21 protein-coding genes are annotated in these 16,578 nt (G+C 29.0%); 12 read left to right on the top strand and 9 right to left on the bottom strand.

Annotated features, from left to right (window positions below; all coding sequences use genetic code 11):
- The first annotated feature begins 16 nt into the window (after positions 1 to 16).
- The 4 genes from TR13x_RS06525 (at position 17) to rlmH (ending at position 2,575) form a co-directional block, all read left to right on the top strand.
- Positions 17 to 1,264, top strand: coding sequence for a S1C family serine protease (locus tag TR13x_RS06525; protein ID WP_054871107.1), 1,248 nt, complete (start codon positions 17 to 19; stop codon positions 1,262 to 1,264).
- A 146-nt stretch (positions 1,265 to 1,410) separates the two neighbouring features.
- The gene (locus tag TR13x_RS10955) at positions 1,411 to 1,578 is read left to right on the top strand and encodes a CxxH/CxxC protein (RefSeq protein WP_069650722.1); all 168 of its coding nucleotides are present in this window, start codon (positions 1,411 to 1,413) and stop codon (positions 1,576 to 1,578) included.
- Between the two features lie 95 nt (positions 1,579 to 1,673).
- Positions 1,674 to 2,099, top strand: a complete 426-nt coding sequence (locus TR13x_RS06520) for an HNH endonuclease (RefSeq protein ID WP_054871106.1) — start codon at positions 1,674 to 1,676, stop codon at positions 2,097 to 2,099.
- Positions 2,096 to 2,575, top strand: a complete 480-nt coding sequence (gene rlmH / locus TR13x_RS06515; RefSeq protein WP_054871105.1) for a 23S rRNA (pseudouridine(1915)-N(3))-methyltransferase RlmH — start codon at positions 2,096 to 2,098, stop codon at positions 2,573 to 2,575. The genes TR13x_RS06520 and rlmH overlap by 4 nt, the downstream gene beginning before the upstream one ends.
- A gap of 28 nt (positions 2,576 to 2,603) precedes the next feature.
- On the opposite strand, the gene TR13x_RS06510 is transcribed toward rlmH, so the two are convergent.
- On the bottom strand, positions 2,604 to 3,338 hold the full coding sequence (locus tag TR13x_RS06510) for a sulfite exporter TauE/SafE family protein (protein WP_054871104.1): 735 nt from the start codon (positions 3,336 to 3,338) through the stop codon (positions 2,604 to 2,606).
- Positions 3,339 to 3,598: 260 nt separating this feature from the next.
- Complete coding sequence (locus TR13x_RS06505; protein WP_054871103.1) at positions 3,599 to 4,330, bottom strand: hypothetical protein; 732 nt, start codon at positions 4,328 to 4,330, stop codon at positions 3,599 to 3,601.
- A 321-nt stretch (positions 4,331 to 4,651) separates the two neighbouring features.
- On the opposite strand from TR13x_RS06505, the gene TR13x_RS06500 reads away from it, so the two are divergent.
- Positions 4,652 to 5,119 (top strand): sigma-70 family RNA polymerase sigma factor, encoded by a 468-nt coding sequence (locus TR13x_RS06500; protein ID WP_054871102.1) that lies wholly within the window; start codon positions 4,652 to 4,654, stop codon positions 5,117 to 5,119.
- A 29-nt stretch (positions 5,120 to 5,148) separates the two neighbouring features.
- Entirely contained in the window at positions 5,149 to 6,351 is a 1,203-nt protein-coding gene (locus tag TR13x_RS06495) for a hypothetical protein (RefSeq protein WP_054871101.1), read from the top strand.
- On the opposite strand, the gene TR13x_RS11165 is transcribed toward TR13x_RS06495, so the two are convergent.
- From TR13x_RS11165 to TR13x_RS06480, 5 genes are read right to left on the bottom strand one after another with little or no spacing between them, the layout of a single operon-like run.
- On the bottom strand, positions 6,346 to 6,483 hold the full coding sequence (locus TR13x_RS11165; RefSeq protein ID WP_161802935.1) for a hypothetical protein: 138 nt from the start codon (positions 6,481 to 6,483) through the stop codon (positions 6,346 to 6,348). The two genes, TR13x_RS06495 and TR13x_RS11165, sit on opposite strands and share 6 nt — an antisense overlap.
- Complete coding sequence (locus tag TR13x_RS11425) at positions 6,480 to 6,662, bottom strand: aminotransferase class III-fold pyridoxal phosphate-dependent enzyme (protein WP_152912129.1); 183 nt, start codon at positions 6,660 to 6,662, stop codon at positions 6,480 to 6,482. Before TR13x_RS11425 ends, TR13x_RS11165 begins: the two co-directional genes overlap by 4 nt.
- Positions 6,652 to 7,611 (bottom strand): ATP-binding cassette domain-containing protein, encoded by a 960-nt coding sequence (locus TR13x_RS06490; RefSeq protein ID WP_054871100.1) that lies wholly within the window; start codon positions 7,609 to 7,611, stop codon positions 6,652 to 6,654. Before TR13x_RS06490 ends, TR13x_RS11425 begins: the two co-directional genes overlap by 11 nt.
- Before the next feature lie 54 nt (positions 7,612 to 7,665).
- Positions 7,666 to 8,442 (bottom strand): ABC transporter permease, encoded by a 777-nt coding sequence (locus TR13x_RS06485; protein ID WP_054871099.1) that lies wholly within the window; start codon positions 8,440 to 8,442, stop codon positions 7,666 to 7,668.
- 1 nt (position 8,443) lies between these two features.
- The gene (locus tag TR13x_RS06480) at positions 8,444 to 9,199 is read right to left on the bottom strand and encodes an ABC-2 family transporter protein (protein WP_054871098.1); all 756 of its coding nucleotides are present in this window, start codon (positions 9,197 to 9,199) and stop codon (positions 8,444 to 8,446) included.
- Positions 9,200 to 9,437: 238 nt separating this feature from the next.
- Between TR13x_RS06480 and TR13x_RS06475 the strand changes: the two genes are divergently transcribed.
- Complete coding sequence (locus TR13x_RS06475; RefSeq protein ID WP_054871097.1) at positions 9,438 to 10,202, top strand: transposase; 765 nt, start codon at positions 9,438 to 9,440, stop codon at positions 10,200 to 10,202.
- A gap of 102 nt (positions 10,203 to 10,304) precedes the next feature.
- Here TR13x_RS06475 and TR13x_RS11420 read toward each other — a convergent pair whose 3' ends face one another.
- On the bottom strand, positions 10,305 to 10,439 hold the full coding sequence (locus TR13x_RS11420; protein WP_242851736.1) for a DUF1540 domain-containing protein: 135 nt from the start codon (positions 10,437 to 10,439) through the stop codon (positions 10,305 to 10,307).
- Between the two features lie 325 nt (positions 10,440 to 10,764).
- On the opposite strand from TR13x_RS11420, the gene TR13x_RS06470 reads away from it, so the two are divergent.
- Together TR13x_RS06470 and TR13x_RS06465 are read left to right on the top strand one after the other, a co-directional pair.
- Entirely contained in the window at positions 10,765 to 11,994 is a 1,230-nt protein-coding gene (locus tag TR13x_RS06470; protein WP_200905830.1) for an aminopeptidase, read from the top strand.
- A 30-nt stretch (positions 11,995 to 12,024) separates the two neighbouring features.
- Entirely contained in the window at positions 12,025 to 12,960 is a 936-nt protein-coding gene (locus TR13x_RS06465; protein WP_054871096.1) for a 4Fe-4S binding protein, read from the top strand.
- A gap of 123 nt (positions 12,961 to 13,083) precedes the next feature.
- Here the strand turns inward: TR13x_RS06465 and TR13x_RS11415 are convergent, their stop codons facing one another.
- Entirely contained in the window at positions 13,084 to 13,287 is a 204-nt protein-coding gene (locus TR13x_RS11415; protein ID WP_082394813.1) for a glutaredoxin family protein, read from the bottom strand.
- 371 nt (positions 13,288 to 13,658) lie between these two features.
- On the opposite strand from TR13x_RS11415, the gene TR13x_RS06460 reads away from it, so the two are divergent.
- From TR13x_RS06460 to TR13x_RS06450, 3 genes are all read left to right on the top strand, one after another.
- Positions 13,659 to 14,048, top strand: a complete 390-nt coding sequence (locus TR13x_RS06460) for a DUF302 domain-containing protein (RefSeq protein ID WP_054871095.1) — start codon at positions 13,659 to 13,661, stop codon at positions 14,046 to 14,048.
- A gap of 202 nt (positions 14,049 to 14,250) precedes the next feature.
- On the top strand, positions 14,251 to 15,144 hold the full coding sequence (locus TR13x_RS06455) for an ATP-binding protein (RefSeq protein ID WP_054871094.1): 894 nt from the start codon (positions 14,251 to 14,253) through the stop codon (positions 15,142 to 15,144).
- A gap of 20 nt (positions 15,145 to 15,164) precedes the next feature.
- Positions 15,165 to 16,562, top strand: coding sequence for an aspartate ammonia-lyase (locus tag TR13x_RS06450; protein WP_054871093.1), 1,398 nt, complete (start codon positions 15,165 to 15,167; stop codon positions 16,560 to 16,562).
- Positions 16,563 to 16,578: the final 16 nt, after the last annotated feature.

The following is a 16,578-nucleotide window of genomic DNA, read 5'->3' as shown; positions in this document are numbered from 1 at the left end:
AGGAGGTGTTTTTAAAATGGATTGGGAAGAAAAAAGAGAAAGTGAAAATGAAAACAATAATGTTGGGGAAGTTTATGAAAAGGAAATTGCTAATACCAGCGACTATTACGTTAAAGGCCCTATAACTCCTAATAAATCTTATAGGAAAAGAAGGGGAGTATTTTCATATTTTATAGTGGCTTTGATAGCAGCATTAATTGGTGGAATAATTTCTTCATATGTTGCACCAGCCTATTTATACGGAAAGTATTTACCAATTCCAGAGCTATATAAGAAGAATATAGCTGAAAATGCAGAAATAAAAATAATACCAAAGGATGATATTACAACTGTAACTGCTGTGGCCAAGAAGGCTATGAAGTCAGTTGTTGGTATAACTACGATACAGACTGTAGATTACTTTTTCTGGGGGCCTCGTCAACAGCAAGGGGTTGGCTCTGGTGTAATTGTTGACAGCAATGGATATATATTAACAAACTCTCATGTAATTGCAGATGGAAAAGCAGATAAGATAACTGTATTATTTAAGAATGGAGATAAAAAGGAAGGAAAAGTTTTATGGTATGAAAAAGCTTTAGATTTAGCTATTGTTAAGGTTGATGCAACAAATTTACCAGCAGCTGATTTGGGAGATTCTGACAAACTACAAGTTGGAGAATTGGCTGTTGCAATAGGTAATCCTTTGGGCTTGGAATTCCAAAGAACTGTAACTTCTGGAATTATAAGTGGTTTAAATAGATCTATTAGAGTTGATGAAAGTAATGTTATTGAAAATTTAATACAGACAGATGCATCAATAAATCCTGGTAATAGTGGAGGTCCATTACTAAACTCAAAAGGCGAAGTAATAGGTATAAACACTGCTAAAATACAATCAGCAGAGGGATTAGGTTTTGCAATTCCGATTAATACTGCTAAACCTATTATAGAGCAGGTTATTAAACAAGGAACGTTTAAAACTGTATTTATGGGTATATCAGGAGTTGAAGTAGAAAAATATGAAAAAGCTTTAGGTATTGATTTAAAGGCTGACAGTGGTGTGATTGTAATAGAGGTTGCGTCTCAATCACCAGCATTTAAAGCAGGAATAAGAGCAGGAGATGTTATATTGAAAATAGATGGTGAAAATGTAATGTCTATGAATCATTTAAGAAGAATACTTTATAGATATAAGCCTGGAGATAAAGCTAATATTCAAATTATGAGAAATGGAGAAACTATTAATCTAGAATTAACATTTGCAACTAGACCAGACAATTACTAGAAGATTACAAGGCTTGGCTTTAAATATAGTCAAGCCTTTTGTATATAATTTGATATTTAAATGAGAATACTATAATTGGGTACTTGGTACTAGGTACTGGTTTATAGGAAAGGATTACTATATTAAAAATAAATGGAGTGATTTGTATGTATGTTGTTTGCAACGAACATTTAGACATTGCAATTGAGGAGTTTATTGATGTGTATGAGCAACCACCTGACATCTATGAATTAGATAAAATATCTTTTACTGATTGGACAAGTCCGCATACTTGTGATTTTTGTGATAAAACGCCTAAATATTTAATAGTATAGGCTGATTACGTATGCAATTAGAATGTAAAATTGAGAATTTAAAATGAAAGTTTAGAGTAAAAAATACGGAAAGGTATAAAGCAAGGTGTGATTTTGTGAAGCCTGGTAATAAGGACAAGCTGTATATTTATCAAAGAGATTTAAAAAGATGTTTTTACTGTGGGAAAAAACTTAAATTCCATCAGATTACATTAGATCATTATTTTCCTGTGAGTAAAGGTGGAACTAATGATATTTTTAATTTAGTAACTTGCTGTAAAAGGTGTAATAAACTAAAAGGAGACTTTTTGCCAGATAATTATGAAAGAGTAATTTTACAACTTTTTTTAGTAGCTGTAGAGGATGATAAGATTATAGGAAGTGGTTTGAATATAGATAATAAAAAGCTGAAAGAGGAATTATTAAAAGTTGATAGGATAGAAAGTATTACAGATAAATTTATATTCCAGAGTGATAGTATGCGATTTTATATAAAGAATAATTACGTAATTAAAGTAGTTTATATAGGAGGATTTAAATGAATATAACGATAATTTCAGTAGGGAAAATCAAAGAAAAATATTTAAATGATGGTATAAAAGAGTTTTCAAAAAGGTTATCTAAGTACTGCAAACTAAAATTAATTGAAGTTAGTGATGAGAAAGCACCAGAAAATTTAAGTGAAGCTGAAATGGAAATTGTGAAGAAAAAAGAAGGTGAAAGAATATTAAGCAAATTGAATGAAAGCTCTTATATTATAACCTTATGTATTGATGGTAAAAGTTTATCTTCAGAGGAATTTTCAAAGAAACTTGATAGTTTGGCCTTATCAGGAAACAGTAATATAACTTTTATAATAGGTGGTTCTTTAGGATTATCACAGGAAGTTATAAATAAAAGTCACTTCAAATTATCTTTTTCAAAAATGACATTCCCTCATCAACTGATGAAATTAATTTTATTAGAGCAAGTTTATAGAGCTTTTAGAATAAGTAGGGGCCAGCCGTATCATAAATAAGACAAGGAGACAGGCACTTTGCCTGGCTCTATCTAATTCCAGAAATAATTGATAATATTCCCATTAAAATTATTAAAATCGTAGTTAATTTTTTAAACATCTTTTCTTTAACTTTATTTCCTAACTTAATACCTATCGTGACACCAATAATTAGTGTAGGCAATAGATAACCTGTAAGTTTTAAAACCTCATATGTAATAAGTTTTTTATATAAAAAGGTTATTATAGTCATTATATTAAGTATCCAGAAATATGCTGTTAAGGTAGCTCTAAAATTTTGCTTGGAAACGCCTTGGTTAGTTAAAAAGAGTATTACTGGAGGACCACTTAAGCTGACACTGCCATTTAATAATCCACTCAAGATACCTACTAGTATATATGCAAGCTTTTCGTTATTAATATTAATTTTATATCCAAAGTGAAAAGAAACGGCAGATATAGAAACAATTATACCTACTATTAGCTTTAATATGTTTTCATTTAAGTTTATTAATAAGTTAGCTCCTATTGGAGTAGCTATGACTGCAGATATAATTAATAAATATATTTTCTTTATATTTACATGCTTTCTTATTTTATAAAGAATCATAGAATTCATTATTAGGCTATATATTACCATCATCGGAACAATTGTTTTAAGAGGTATAAATGTACCTAGAATAGGTAAAGTGAGTAGAGAAAATCCAAAACTAGTTATTCCCTGTATAAACCCTGCTGAAAATATTACTATAAGTCCAATAATAATATAAAATCCATTTATCATGATATATAGCCTCCTATTTTTCTATATTAAATATAATAATACCAAATTGAAAAATTAACATATCTATTGAAAGATTTTTTTACATATTATTATGATATATTCAAAATCTATATATTTCTATATATTATTTTTAAAAATATAGAACTTAGTTAAAAAATATCAAATAATCAAGAACAAAATCTCCGATTTAAATAAGTTAAGGAAGATTTTGATGAAGTCCATTATGGGAGTTATAAAAATATACTAGGATAGAATTCATTCTATCCTAGTATTCCTACAGTTTGGAAGAATGGAACAAAATCATTGCCATTCCATTCTAATGAAGTTTGTACATATCCTAGTGCATCAGCATTATACCTACCTGCTATTCGTTGGGTCGCATATAATTCATAAGTCCCATCTCTTTGAAAATCTATAGGATATAATCCTCCAAGAGGATTTACCCATCCTTCAATAGGCTTTTTAAGTTTACCATTAGCATCATATATCTCAGATAGATATTCTTTACCTTTATATTTAATGTCTATAATATATTTTTTTGCATTGTTACCTTTAACTTCAACTTGATAATAATCTTTATATATTACTTTATAGGTATATTTCTGGTTGAATTTTTCATGGTCAAAGATCTTTATTGGAGTATTATTCATAAAGGAATAGATATAATAAAAAGCATATCCACCGCTTCCTCCTGAATCGATACTAATTAGAATTTCGCTTACTTTATTTCCAGTGAAATCTCCTAAAAAGATTGTTGGATTATATCCAGCATTTTCTTTTGGTACAATCTTGTAAAAAATATTTGTCCTTCCGTCTTGAATTAATAGAGTTATATTATCAACAAAGGGACTTGTTATTCCGTATGGTTTTTTTCCTACTAAATAGACATTATCTATTATTAAATCACCATTAACATCTCCTTGCTTAAAATCCAGTATAAATATTTTACTCACATTCATTTGATTTAAAGGATAAAATGGACATAAATACATATAATCATCTCCTTGGAGATACTTACTAACATAATATGACTATTGTTAGATATAGTTACGAAATAGAATATAATATATATGAAAATTGATTTTACTAAAAAGCAATTTAAATTAAGCAGCTTTTATAATGGTTCATTTTTATTTAGTGTAATAGTTCTTGATATTAATACTATATGGTTGAGTAATGCATGAGTTTTAGCTTTCTTAATATTTTTAGATTTAATATTGATTAAGTTAAGATGAATATTCAAAAAATAATATGGACACTTTTATATTTTCATGCGTTATATATGTAGAAGCACCAATCGAGGAAGTGATAAAGTGAATATTTATTTAGTTTATCAAAAATATAACAAGGAGTTTATTGCATATGCAAAATCTATAACAAGAAATAGCGATATAGCTTTTGATTTTGTACAAGAAGCATATGTAAGTGCACTAGAAAGAGAAGAAATGTTTAATGATATGAATGAATATCAAATAAAGGGATGGTTTTTTACTACAATAAAAAACAAAAACATTGATTTTATACGGAAACAAAACAAGATACTACTGTATGAAAATTGTATATTAAACAATGTATTATCTAAGGAGAGTCAAGATCTTGAGTCTCAAATTGTTTTTGATAATTTAATTCAAAAATTACCTCAAAAGAATAAAGAAGTTTTAGTGCTTAAGTACAAGATGTTATTAAATAGTAGTGAAATAGGAGAGATACTCGGAATATCGTCTTCTACTGTGAGATCTCGATTAAGTGCTTCGTTAAAAATGCTAAAAAGCAAAATTTAAAATAAAAGATTATAGAGGGAGGTTATAAAATGTCTATAATTGAGAATATAGGCTTACTAGACACTAGAAATATTAAAGAAGATTTAGCAAAGAATATTACTAAAATATGTAATATAGGGATACTCATTGAAAGTGATGAGTCACAATTACTGCTTAAAAATTGTGAAAAAGTAAATATAGGATGTATTGTAAAAATCCCAAAGAATATACAACTGGTTACTTGTTCAGGGAACTTGAAAATAGACAGAAGTTATTTAGAAGGACTTTTAAATCCAGTAGCTATTTTAGTAAATGGGATAACTATTTTCAAAGAAGATGTTGACATTAATCTTATAAATGAAAAAATATACTGTATGATAGTAAATGGACGAATAGTATGTCCAGAAAAATTAAGTGGGGTTATACAATCAAAATCTACAATAAATGGGCGAATTTCTAGTTATAAGGATGGTTATATACTATTTAAGGATGCTGTTGTATTAAACAACCAATTTTTATATGGGCTGAAGCCACATTCAAAATTAGCTATTGATAAAGTTATCATTATTGAAGATGTTGATATGAATTTATTTGAAGAAAAAGTATCTAATATTCAAATATTGAACAAATTAGTAATAGCAGATGAGCTTGAAAAAGAATTTGTTCAATATATTGATGAGTATTATTCATTAGATAAAACTGTAGTGCCAAAGGGTTCAAAATATATAGAGCAAGATATAAACTTGGATGATAATACAATAAAAAGATATAATGATAGTATTTTATTTGTAGATGGGGAAGTAGAAATATGTCTTGAGGATGATAGTAAACTCAAAGAACATATTAAATCTTTAATATGCGATAGTGTAGTTTGTAGTGCAAAAAACTATGATGCTGTTAAAAGTATTTTAGGGAATGAAGATATAGAAATAGAAACAATTAAAGGAAAATTGCTTAAGAATACAGGGAAAATGGTCTTATCAGGAATTGTACAAAATGTTGATGAAGGAGTAACGGTAAAAAATCTGGGGAAATTAGTCATTGATGAAAATATTGATCTTGATATGTTTAATAAAAAAGTAAAATCAATTTTAAATTTTGGCCTTATTGTTGCGCCAGAAAAAGCAATTAATATTGTAAGAAGTAAGATAAAAGAAAATTATGGCAATATAAAAATGTCTAGCAGCCAAAAAGATGAAATAGTGGAAAAAGAAAATATTTTATATTCTAATACAGGAGAGTTGAGATTATAAATCAATAGATAAATCTCTAATAAGTAAAAAGGCAAATGATTTGTTATTTACAATCATTTTGCCTTTTTCACATTTTCCTCTAACATCCTTTATAATTGGGCTATTACTTTGAATTTCTCTTAACTGGTTCATAAAAATTCTCCAATATCTCTACCGAAATTTTTCATTTCAACTAGATTAGCTATTTCTTTACTTATAACTACAGCACTGATTGGATAGCCATTGCCGAGAGATTTGCCTAATGTGATGATATCTGGCTTAATATCATAATGATTATTCCTCCATGTTTTTTTATGAGCTTTAGTTTGTATATATTATTTTTATTATTTCCTCTATGCTAGGTTCTTCGACTTTAAAATCTTTAATATCAAAGTTGTTGAAAAGTACCTTTGCTATTTCAGAAACTTCTTTTTTACTCTTTAAGTTAAATATAAGTTGTTTTTTTACAGTATCATAATCGCCATGATATTGAGATAATAACTGATTTAGTAGTGTACTTCTATCGTTGAGTTCAAGTTCTGTTATAACTCTTATAGGCAAATCTGTTATTGTCTTCAATTCTTCTACTTTACCTTTATATACAATTTTTCCATGATTAAGAACTAACATTTCATTGCATAATTTTTCTATATCTTTCATATCATGTGTTGTTAAAAATATGGTTTTTCCTCGCCCATTAATTTCTTTAAGAAAATTTACTACTTTATGTTTAGATACCACATCTAAGCCTATAGTCGGTTCATCAAGAAAAAGTATGTCAGGATCATGAATCATACAGGCACCCAATTCAGCTCTCATTCTTTGACCGAGACTAAGCTGTCTTACAGGGTGTTTTAGAATGTCTTTGAGAAATAATTTTTCTACAAGATACTCTAATTGTTTTTTATATTTTTTTTCATCAATTTTGTAAATACCTTTTAGAAGTTCATAAGTATCTATTACAGGCAGATCCCACCACATCTGAGTTTTTTGACCAAATACTACACCAATGTTTTTTACATATTTTTTTCTATCTTTATAGGGTATATATTTTCCTACATTTACTGTTCCTTCACTTGGAGTCATGATTCCTGTAAGTATTTTTATGGTTGTAGATTTACCAGCTCCATTGGGACCGATATAACCTAGAAATTCACCTTTTTTAACAGTGAAGTCAATTCCTTTAAGAGCTTCAATTTTTCTTTTATTTCTTCTAAAAAGGCTTTTCTTTTCATACACGATGTATTCTTTTTTCAAGCCCTTTACTGTAATAAATTCCATAGTTTACCTCCCCAGAAACAGTTGTAACTTGATAATTATTTATATAAAATTTTTCTAAGTTCCTGTACTCGAATATCTTTTAATACCTAAATTCCAGATAAAATATGATATTGGAGTCATTGCTGCTACTCCCAAAAAAGGAGCCAATAAATAAAAGATGTTATTTGACTTTCCTGTGTAATATAAAAGGGGATAATAACTTACTGAAAAGAATGGAATGATAAAGGTTAAAATATAGCTGAATATATTATGGTAAATTGTTGCAGGATACCTAGCTGCTGATCGTGTAGAGTAATGCCCTAGTATTATGATATCTTCATTTTTTCCTGTCCAAAAGGCTGCTGCAGCAAGGACAATGCTTACTTGCATATTAATTAAAACAGAAGCTAGTAACAGCAAAGGTAAATATAAATAAAAGCTGTTGTTTACAAAGGTGCATTTTTGAATACCCCAAATTCCTACCACTGCAGCCTGCATTACCATACCAAGCCTCTTAAAATCGATTTTCTGAAGCATTACTTGTAGGAGTGCAGAAGCAGGTCTGATTAGCAATGTATCAAACTTGCCTGTAAGAATTAATAGTTCAAAATTGTTGAATCCATCGCCGATAAATCTATATATCCCAAAACCAAATTCAATAATCGAATATATTAAAGCAACCTCATGAAGCTGCCAGCCATCAATATTTTTAAAACGCATCAATATAAATGCAACTATAATGAAATCTGCAAGAAGTCCCAAGATATTTCCTATAATACTAACAAAAAAATCAAACTTATATTGTGCTTGACTCTTAAAAGAAGCCTTAAAGAGTGTTAAAAAAAGTCTCATATTAACCTCCTTGAATAGCTATCTTTTTTGATAGTCGATTAGTAAGTGCGTAGGCAAAAATAGATAATGCGATTATCCATGTCCATTGATTCACAAAAGCTTTTAGCAGACTAAATTGTCCTTGGTAAACAGCTGTAGGTACATAGGAAGTGTATGCAAAAGGTAAACTCATAACAATTTTTTTAAAAGCTTGAGGATAATATTTTAGATGAATAAATGCACCACTAAATAATGAGCTAGCAAAATAATAGAGCATCTGAACACCGTTAATTGATAAAAATTTAATACTCCAAAGCCCAATGAAATAGTTTATTAAAAATGCAATTATTATCCCATTAATTAATGTAATTAAATATGGTAAAATCTGATGAATATCTGGAAGAGAAACTTTCATAACCAAAACACTGAAAATGAAAATGGGGACTGATCGAAATAAGAAGTTGTAAAGAATATGACCTACGATTTCAAAAAAACTACCATATAGCAAACCGTAGGGTCTTAGCATTTCGTAGGCGATTGATCCATCATAGACTTTTTTTGGTATGTAACATCCATAGGGAATAAACATTACGAGCCAAAGTCCAGCCTGATTGACCATTAAATAGGTTACTGCCTCCATGCCTTCTTTAGAATTTCCTAATACAGCTAGCCAAATCCTAACATTGATATAACCGAAAACAAGACTTCCAATATTATTAATAATGTGATTCAGTAAATAGACGCGATCTCTTTTAAAGGATTTTTTTGCAAGTTCCAATCCTCTAAAAATGTCAATCACCTCCGATATTAAGTTTTGAATAGATATTGGTGAAATGCGATTGTCATTAGGGCAGATAAAATTCCAATGGTGAGTGAACAATGGCCAGTATATCATATAGTTTTTTCTTATTCAATATGTTTTTTGGAATTTATGTACTTAGAAACAAAAGGAAACAAAGGGACGGTTCTATTGTATCATGAAAAGCTTAATGATATAATAAAATTGAGGTGATATAATGTCAAGAATAAAGAGGCAAAAAAGTAGCACTGGGATATATCATGTTATTTTAAGAGGAATAAACAAGGAAATGATTTTTCAAGATAATGAAGATAAAGAAAAATTTATTGAGTTGCTTAAAAAATATAAAGAAGTGTCTAAATATGAATTATATGCATTTTGTATTATGGACAATCATGTACATATTCTCATAAAAGAAGGGAAAGAACCATTATCTAAAGTAATGAAACGAATAGGAGTAAGTTATGTTTATTGGTATAACTCAAAGTATGAAAGAAAAGGGCATTTATTTCAGGACAGATACAAAAGTGAGCCAGTAGAAGATGATAAATACTTATTAACAGTAATAAGATATATTCATCAAAATCCATTAAAAGCAGGAATAGTAGATAAAATAGACCAATATCAATGGAGCAGTTATCATGAATATATAAAAAATACAAGTAAAGTAGTAGATACGCAGTTAATACTTGGGATGTTTGCAAATAAAAAGGAACAAGCTATACAGAGATACAAAGAATTAATGAATGAGAGAAGCAATGAAGAATGCTTAGAAATAAAACAGATAAAAAAATTAAATGATAAAGAGGGACTAAAGGTCATAAAACAATATTTATATATTCAATCGATAGAGGAATTAAAAAAGTTGAATAAGGAAGAAAGAGACGCTTGTTTAAGAAAAATAAAAGCGATTGAGGGATTATCAATAAGACAAATAGCAAGAATAACAGGATTTACAGTAAATATTGTTGCAAAAGCATGAGGAAACAAAAGAACCGTCCCTTTGTATTATTAAAAAGCTTGCAAAATAAGCCATTAATTTATTTAGCTTATTTTGCAAGCTACACTAACAATTGTCTACCTATTAGTATTTTTTAGGTTTAAAAGTACTGCAGCAAGTTCCTGCCGATGAAGTTACACGATTATCACCATTAGACTTAATCTGAACGCCATCTGCATGGCACTCATGATTTTTATTGTAATGACATTCTTCACACATACATTGCATAATTTTAGACATAATAATTTTCCTCCTTTCTATCGATTATTATATCCTGTCAGCGATGATTGTATTCAATTAAATAAAAGATATGTAATTTTTCATGAGAAATATAAAGAGAAAGATTAAAAAAATATATGCTTATTTAAAGTGATACAGAACTTTATTATGAAGTTATAGAATTTTAAGTTGATTATTTTAGTGAAAATATATTAAAGTCGAAATTTACTGATAGTATGTTATACTTAATTTATAGATGTTATGTTTCGATTTGTAACGTGTAATAATAATCGTGTAATAATAATTAAGAGAAAGGAGTTTGATTATGGATAATATTTTACTTGAAAAATATGCTCGTCTTGTAGTTAAAACTGGAATTAACATTCAAAAAGGTCAGATTCTTGTTATAACGTCTCCTATAGAATGTGATTCTTTTACAAGAATGGTAGCAAAGGTTGCTTACCAAGAGGGAGCGAAGGATGTTGTTATAAATTGGATAGATGAGTTGTTTTCAAAAATTAGGTATATGCATGCTCCTGAAGAGGTTTTTGAAGAGTTTCCTCAATGGAAGAAAGAATTTTATATGTATTATATAAAGCAAGGAGCAGCTTTTTTAAGAATATCTGCATCAGATCCAGAGCTTATGAAGGATGTAAATCCTGAAAGAATAGCAAAAGAACGTAAGGTTAGTAATGCCTCATTAAAAGAATATAGAGAAAGTTTGATGAGTAATAAAAATGTATGGTGTATTGTATCAGTTCCTACAAAGGCTTGGGCAAAGAAAGTTTTCCCTAAACTTTCAGATGATGATGCAGTTGAAAAACTATGGGAGGCTATTTTAAAAGCTGTAAGAGTAGACACACAAGATCCTGTAGCTTCTTGGGAAAAACATAAAGCTAATCTTACAAAAAGTTTGGAATTTTTAAATAGTAATAAATTTAAATTACTTCACTTTAAAAATTCTTTAGGAACTGATTTGAAAATTGAACTTCCTGAAAAACATATATGGCTTGGAGGTTCCGATTATACTCCTGAAGGAGTAGAATTTGTTGCGAATATGCCTACAGAAGAAGTATTTACTTTACCAAAAAAGACAGGAGTAAATGGTATTGTAGTAAGTTCAAAGCCTTTAAATTATAACGGGAATTTAATTGAAGATTTTTCTTTAACATTTAAAGAGGGAAAGATTATTGATTTTAAAGCAGAAAAAGGTTATGAGACTTTAAAACAGCTTATTGAAACAGATAAAGGTTCTTGCTACCTTGGCGAAGTAGCTTTAGTTCCTTATGATTCTCCTATTTCAAAATCAAATATATTGTTTTATAATACTCTTTTTGATGAAAATGCATCGTGCCATTTAGCAATAGGAAAAGCATACCCAGTATGCATAAAAAATAGTGAAAATATGAGTAAAGAAGAATTGGAAAAACTAGGAGTAAATGACTCGCTCGTACATGAAGATTTTATGATAGGTACAGAGGATCTTGAAATAATAGGAATTACACAAGAAGGAAAAGAGATACCTGTATTCAAAAATGGCAACTTTACATATTAAGTTAATAAGTGTTAAAGGGGGGACCCCTTTATGAATGAAAAATTGATACAAATAATTCAATCAATTCAAAATCTAAAAAAATATGTATCTGAAAATGAACCAATCATTTATTCAGGTAAAAATGCAAAGGAAGGATTAAGTGTACCAGAAATAATTATGAAATACGGTGGTAACTCTAAAAAATCCTTTAAAGAAATTAAGGCAATTATGCCAACAATGATTAGAACATTATTTAATGTTAAAAAGAGTTACTCTTCAGTAAAAAGAAATCCTAAAGAAAATAATAAAATCGCTTCAGAAAAATTTATTTCTGAACTAATTGAATATGCAAAACGTTTAGGTGTATCTGATATTGGATTTACAAAAGTTGATAGCGATTTAATTTTTAAAAACCGTGCAATCTTATATGATAATGCAATTGTGATAACTATGGAAATGGAAAAAGAACCCATAGATAAAGCACCTGGAATAGAAACAGGTAAAGAAGTATTCAGAACTTATTTAGAATTAGGAATAATAGTAAACAAAATAGCTAATTATTTAAGAGAAAATGGATTTAAGGCTCAAGCAGGACCAGCTTTAGGGGGAGATGTTATATACCCATTATTGGCACAAAAAGCAGGTTTAGGCGCTATAGGAAGACACGGGCTTTTAATTTCACCAAATTATGGACCAAGGCAAAGAATAGCAGCTATATATACTAACATTGAGAATTTACCATTTTCAACAGAAAATAAGCATATGTGGATTAAAGAATTTTGTGCTAAGTGTGGAAAGTGCATAAGAAAATGTCCTGGAGATGCAATATATGAAAATCCAATAGTTCATGAGGATGGCTCATTAACATTCATTGATTATAGAAAATGTGCAATTCCTTTTGCAAATACTTCAGGATGTACAGTTTGTATTAAGGAGTGTGTATTTAATCAGCTTGATTATTATGAGATAATGCAAAATAAATTTTAACTTATACGAGTAGCAGAGAATTCATTCTCTGCTACTCCATTTTATATCAAATTTCAATCATTATAGTTTTATTTTATCTACAGTCTGAAAGTAGATGAATTAAGTTTACTTTGAACTCAATTTTTAGCTTATTTTTAGTAATTTTTTTATTAATTCTTTATTATCTTCAAATCCGATTATTGTTTTACCATTTATTAAAATAGTAGGAGTCATAATTCGGTTAAATTTTTTCTTCATCTCTTTTTGAACTTGTGGATCTTCGATATTTTTAATTTTTACTTCAATATTATGAGAGGCAAAGAAACTCTTTGCTTTTTGACAATCAATTCATAATGAATCTGAATACATGACAATATTGTTGCCAAACAACCTTTTAAATAATCCCATATTTTCACCCCATTTAATCATTTATAGGCAAGTTACTCTAAAATTTACTTTCAATATATTATAAAATACCCAGCTTTAAATAAAAAAATCAGAAATTCTTAACCTATCTGAAGCGTTTTAACTATTATCAATTGGGTATCTAATCTATACAAGGTTAAATTAAATAAGCAAAAAGTTTATTTAAACATATTGATACCAATAGGGGGTGAGATATCTTAAATATAAAGTGCTGAGATAAGTAATTACTGTAAATGTTTATAACATTATAAATACAATGTTGATTAAATAAAAAAGTATTAGGGGGAAAAAGAATGGATTTGAAATATGAAGTAAAGACTAATAAAACTTTTGATCAAGCAATTAATAGCTTAAAAAATAGCTTGAGTAGAGTTGGGTTTGGTGTTTTATGGGAGTTAAATTTTAAGGATAAGTTAAAAGAAAAAGGTCTTGATTTAGCACATAATTTTAAAATTTTTGAAGTATGTAATCCCAAAAAAGCAAAAGAAGTACTCGAAACATATTTAGAAGTTGGCTATTTTTTACCATGTAAAGTAGTTGTATACGAAAAAGAAGATTCAATATTTATTGGAATGCTAAAACCTACAATGTTAATGGATATGATAGGTAAAGCAGATTTAACAAATATAGCTAAGGAAGTTGAAGAAGAACTTAAAAAAGCTATTGATATGGCTGCTAATTAAAAAAATTTTCAACTTAAATTTTAAAATTCCCTAGGTACATCTAGGGAATTTTTTTAATGATTTTTACATAAATCAAGCGATAAAGAGAGATTTTAGTAATAAATAGTTTAAAGCACTAAATTTTGATGTTTAGATTAATTTTTCAAAGACAAAATGGTTAAAATGGTGATATAATATTTTCGGAAAAAAGAGAGGTGGTATAATGAGTAATAATGAAATTAATAATCGAGAAAATAGTATAGCAGGAAGTGGTTGTGAAATATTAATTCCTTTCAATGAAAGGAAACCTCTTAGAGAGATAGAACGTAGTATTATTAAGAAATATAGAAAACATTTATGGTCAAAGTTTATTAAAGCCATAAGAGAGTTTAATTTAGTAGAAGATGGAGACAAGGTTGCTGTAGCAATTTCTGGTGGCAAAGATAGCATGCTTATGGCAAAGTTGTTTCAAGAGCTAAAACGTCAAGGACAAGTTAAAATTGAACTTGAGTTTATTGCGATGGACCCAGGGTATCATGAAAGCATAAAAGAGCTATTGATTGACAACTGCCAATATCTGAACATACCAATTCATATTTTTGAATCAAGAATTTTTGAAATAGTTGATAATATTGCACAGGATTATCCTTGTTATATGTGTGCTAGAATGCGACGTGGAGCATTATATAATAAAGCTCAAGAACTTGGGTGCAATAAGCTAGCTCTTGGGCATCATTTCAATGATGTTATTGAAACTACTTTATTAAATATTTTATATGCTGGGTGTTTCAAAACAATGCTTCCTAAATTAAAATCAACAAATTTTAGAGGTGTAGAATTAATCAGACCAATGTATTATATACGTGAAAAACATATTGAGAATTTTACTCAAAATAGTGGGATTTGGCCATTAAATTGTGCATGCATGGTTGCTGCAAAGAAAACATCAAGTAAAAGAAGTGAAATTAAAGAACTTATAAAAGATTTAAAGCAAAACTTTGAGAATATAGATAAATCGATTTTCAAAGCAGCTCAGAATGTAAATATGGATGCAATATTAGGGTGGCAAAAAGATGGAAAGAAGTATTCATATTTGGATTTTTATGATGAAGAATAGTAGGAAAGGAGGGGTGAAGTTTGGACTACAGAGTAGAAAAGGATTTTTTAGGAGAGTGTACGATTGAAAATATTAGATATTATGGAATTAATACAAAAAGAGCATTAGAAAATTTTAAATTAGAATCGAAAACAGTAAATTTAAAACTAATAAGAGAAATTGCTCTTATTAAAAAAGCTGCAGCTATAGTAAATAAAAGATTAAACAAATTACCAGAAGATAAGGCTAATGCTATAATTCAAGCAAGTGAAGAGGTTATTGAAGGTAAATTTGATGAAGAGTTTAAATTGAGTGCATTTCAAGGTGGAGCCGGCACTTCTACTAATATGAATGTTAATGAAGTTATTGCAAATAGAGCAATAGAGATTTTAGGAGGGAAAAAGGGAGACTATAGCATTATCCATCCACTTAATCATGTGAATATGTCTCAGTCTACTAATGATGTATATCCTACTGCTCTTAGAATCGCTGCTATTCATATGCTTAGAAAATTGAGCGATTCTCTTGCAGATTTGCAAGAAGCACTTCAGATAAAAGAAAATGAATTTAGTGAAATGATCAAATTAGGTAGAACTCAGCTTATGGATGCTCTTCCTATGATGGTAGGTCAAGGTTTTGGAGCTTATGCAAAAGCAATTGCTAGAGATAGATGGAGAGTTTATAAAGTTGAGGAAAGACTTAGACAAATAAATCTTGGTGGGACTGCAATTGGAACTGGGATGAATGCTCCATTAAAATTCATTTTTATGATAACAGATGTTATTCAAGATTTAACAAAGCTTGGTCTTGCTAGGTCTGAATTTCCTATGGATATAACACAAAATACAGACGTATTTGTAGAAGTTTCTGGATTGTTAAAGGCTTGTAGCGTGAATTTACTTAAAATTTCAAATGATTTAAGATTGTTAAATTCTGGTCCAAAGGGTGGGTTAGGAGAAATAGAGCTTCCTATGATGCAAGCTGGATCGAGTATTATGCCAGGCAAGGTTAATCCAGTTATACCAGAGATGGTGGCACAGGTAGCAATGAAAGTCATAGCAAACGATTATGCTATTACTATGGCTAGTTCTTCAGGACAGCTTGAACTGAATGCATTTGTCCCACTTATAGCTGAAAGTCTTCTAGAATCTTTAGAACTATTAAATGATGCTGTTATTCTATTTAGAGAAAAATGTATCGAAGGAATAAAAGTTAATGAAAAAAGGTGTATGGAAAACCTTGAAAAGTCTACTGCATTAGTAACAGCTCTTGTTCATCATATAGGTTATGATAAGGCTAGTGAAATAGCAAAGAAGGCACTTAAAAATGATAAAACAATAAGAGAAGTTCTAAGAGAAGAAAATATTTTGACTGAAGAAGAAATAGATAAAATATTAAATCCTTATCAGGTAACGAAACCAGGAATACCGGGTAAATGATTTTGGAGGGATATAA

It is taken from the genome of Caloranaerobacter sp. TR13 (genome assembly GCF_001316435.1).
Taxonomy (GTDB): Bacteria; Bacillota; Clostridia; order Tissierellales; family Thermohalobacteraceae; genus Caloranaerobacter.
Note: the sequence above shows the minus strand (reverse complement) of the source record. Positions and strands in the feature narration are given on the sequence as shown.

Bases quoted from the DNA above. Each gene is read 5' to 3' on its own strand.
- TR13x_RS06470 (WP_200905830.1), top strand. From the start codon at position 10,765: ATGGATAATATTTTACTTGAAAAATATGCTCGTCTTGTAGTTAAAACT.
- TR13x_RS10955 (WP_069650722.1), top strand. From the start codon at position 1,411: ATGTATGTTGTTTGCAACGAACATTTAGACATTGCAATTGAGGAGTTT.
- TR13x_RS11165 (WP_161802935.1), bottom strand. From the start codon at position 6,483: ATGAACCAGTTAAGAGAAATTCAAAGTAATAGCCCAATTATAAAGGAT.
- TR13x_RS06455 (WP_054871094.1), top strand. From the start codon at position 14,251: ATGAGTAATAATGAAATTAATAATCGAGAAAATAGTATAGCAGGAAGT.
- TR13x_RS06525 (WP_054871107.1), top strand. From the start codon at position 17: ATGGATTGGGAAGAAAAAAGAGAAAGTGAAAATGAAAACAATAATGTT.
- TR13x_RS06460 (WP_054871095.1), top strand. From the start codon at position 13,659: ATGGATTTGAAATATGAAGTAAAGACTAATAAAACTTTTGATCAAGCA.
- TR13x_RS06475 (WP_054871097.1), top strand. From the start codon at position 9,438: ATGTCAAGAATAAAGAGGCAAAAAAGTAGCACTGGGATATATCATGTT.
- rlmH (WP_054871105.1), top strand. From the start codon at position 2,096: ATGAATATAACGATAATTTCAGTAGGGAAAATCAAAGAAAAATATTTA.
- TR13x_RS06490 (WP_054871100.1), bottom strand. From the start codon at position 7,611: ATGGAATTTATTACAGTAAAGGGCTTGAAAAAAGAATACATCGTGTAT.
- TR13x_RS06465 (WP_054871096.1), top strand. From the start codon at position 12,025: ATGAATGAAAAATTGATACAAATAATTCAATCAATTCAAAATCTAAAA.
- TR13x_RS06485 (WP_054871099.1), bottom strand. From the start codon at position 8,442: ATGAGACTTTTTTTAACACTCTTTAAGGCTTCTTTTAAGAGTCAAGCA.
- TR13x_RS11420 (WP_242851736.1), bottom strand. From the start codon at position 10,439: ATGTGTGAAGAATGTCATTACAATAAAAATCATGAGTGCCATGCAGAT.
- TR13x_RS06505 (WP_054871103.1), bottom strand. From the start codon at position 4,330: ATGTATTTATGTCCATTTTATCCTTTAAATCAAATGAATGTGAGTAAA.
- TR13x_RS06495 (WP_054871101.1), top strand. From the start codon at position 5,149: ATGTCTATAATTGAGAATATAGGCTTACTAGACACTAGAAATATTAAA.
- TR13x_RS06510 (WP_054871104.1), bottom strand. From the start codon at position 3,338: ATGATAAATGGATTTTATATTATTATTGGACTTATAGTAATATTTTCA.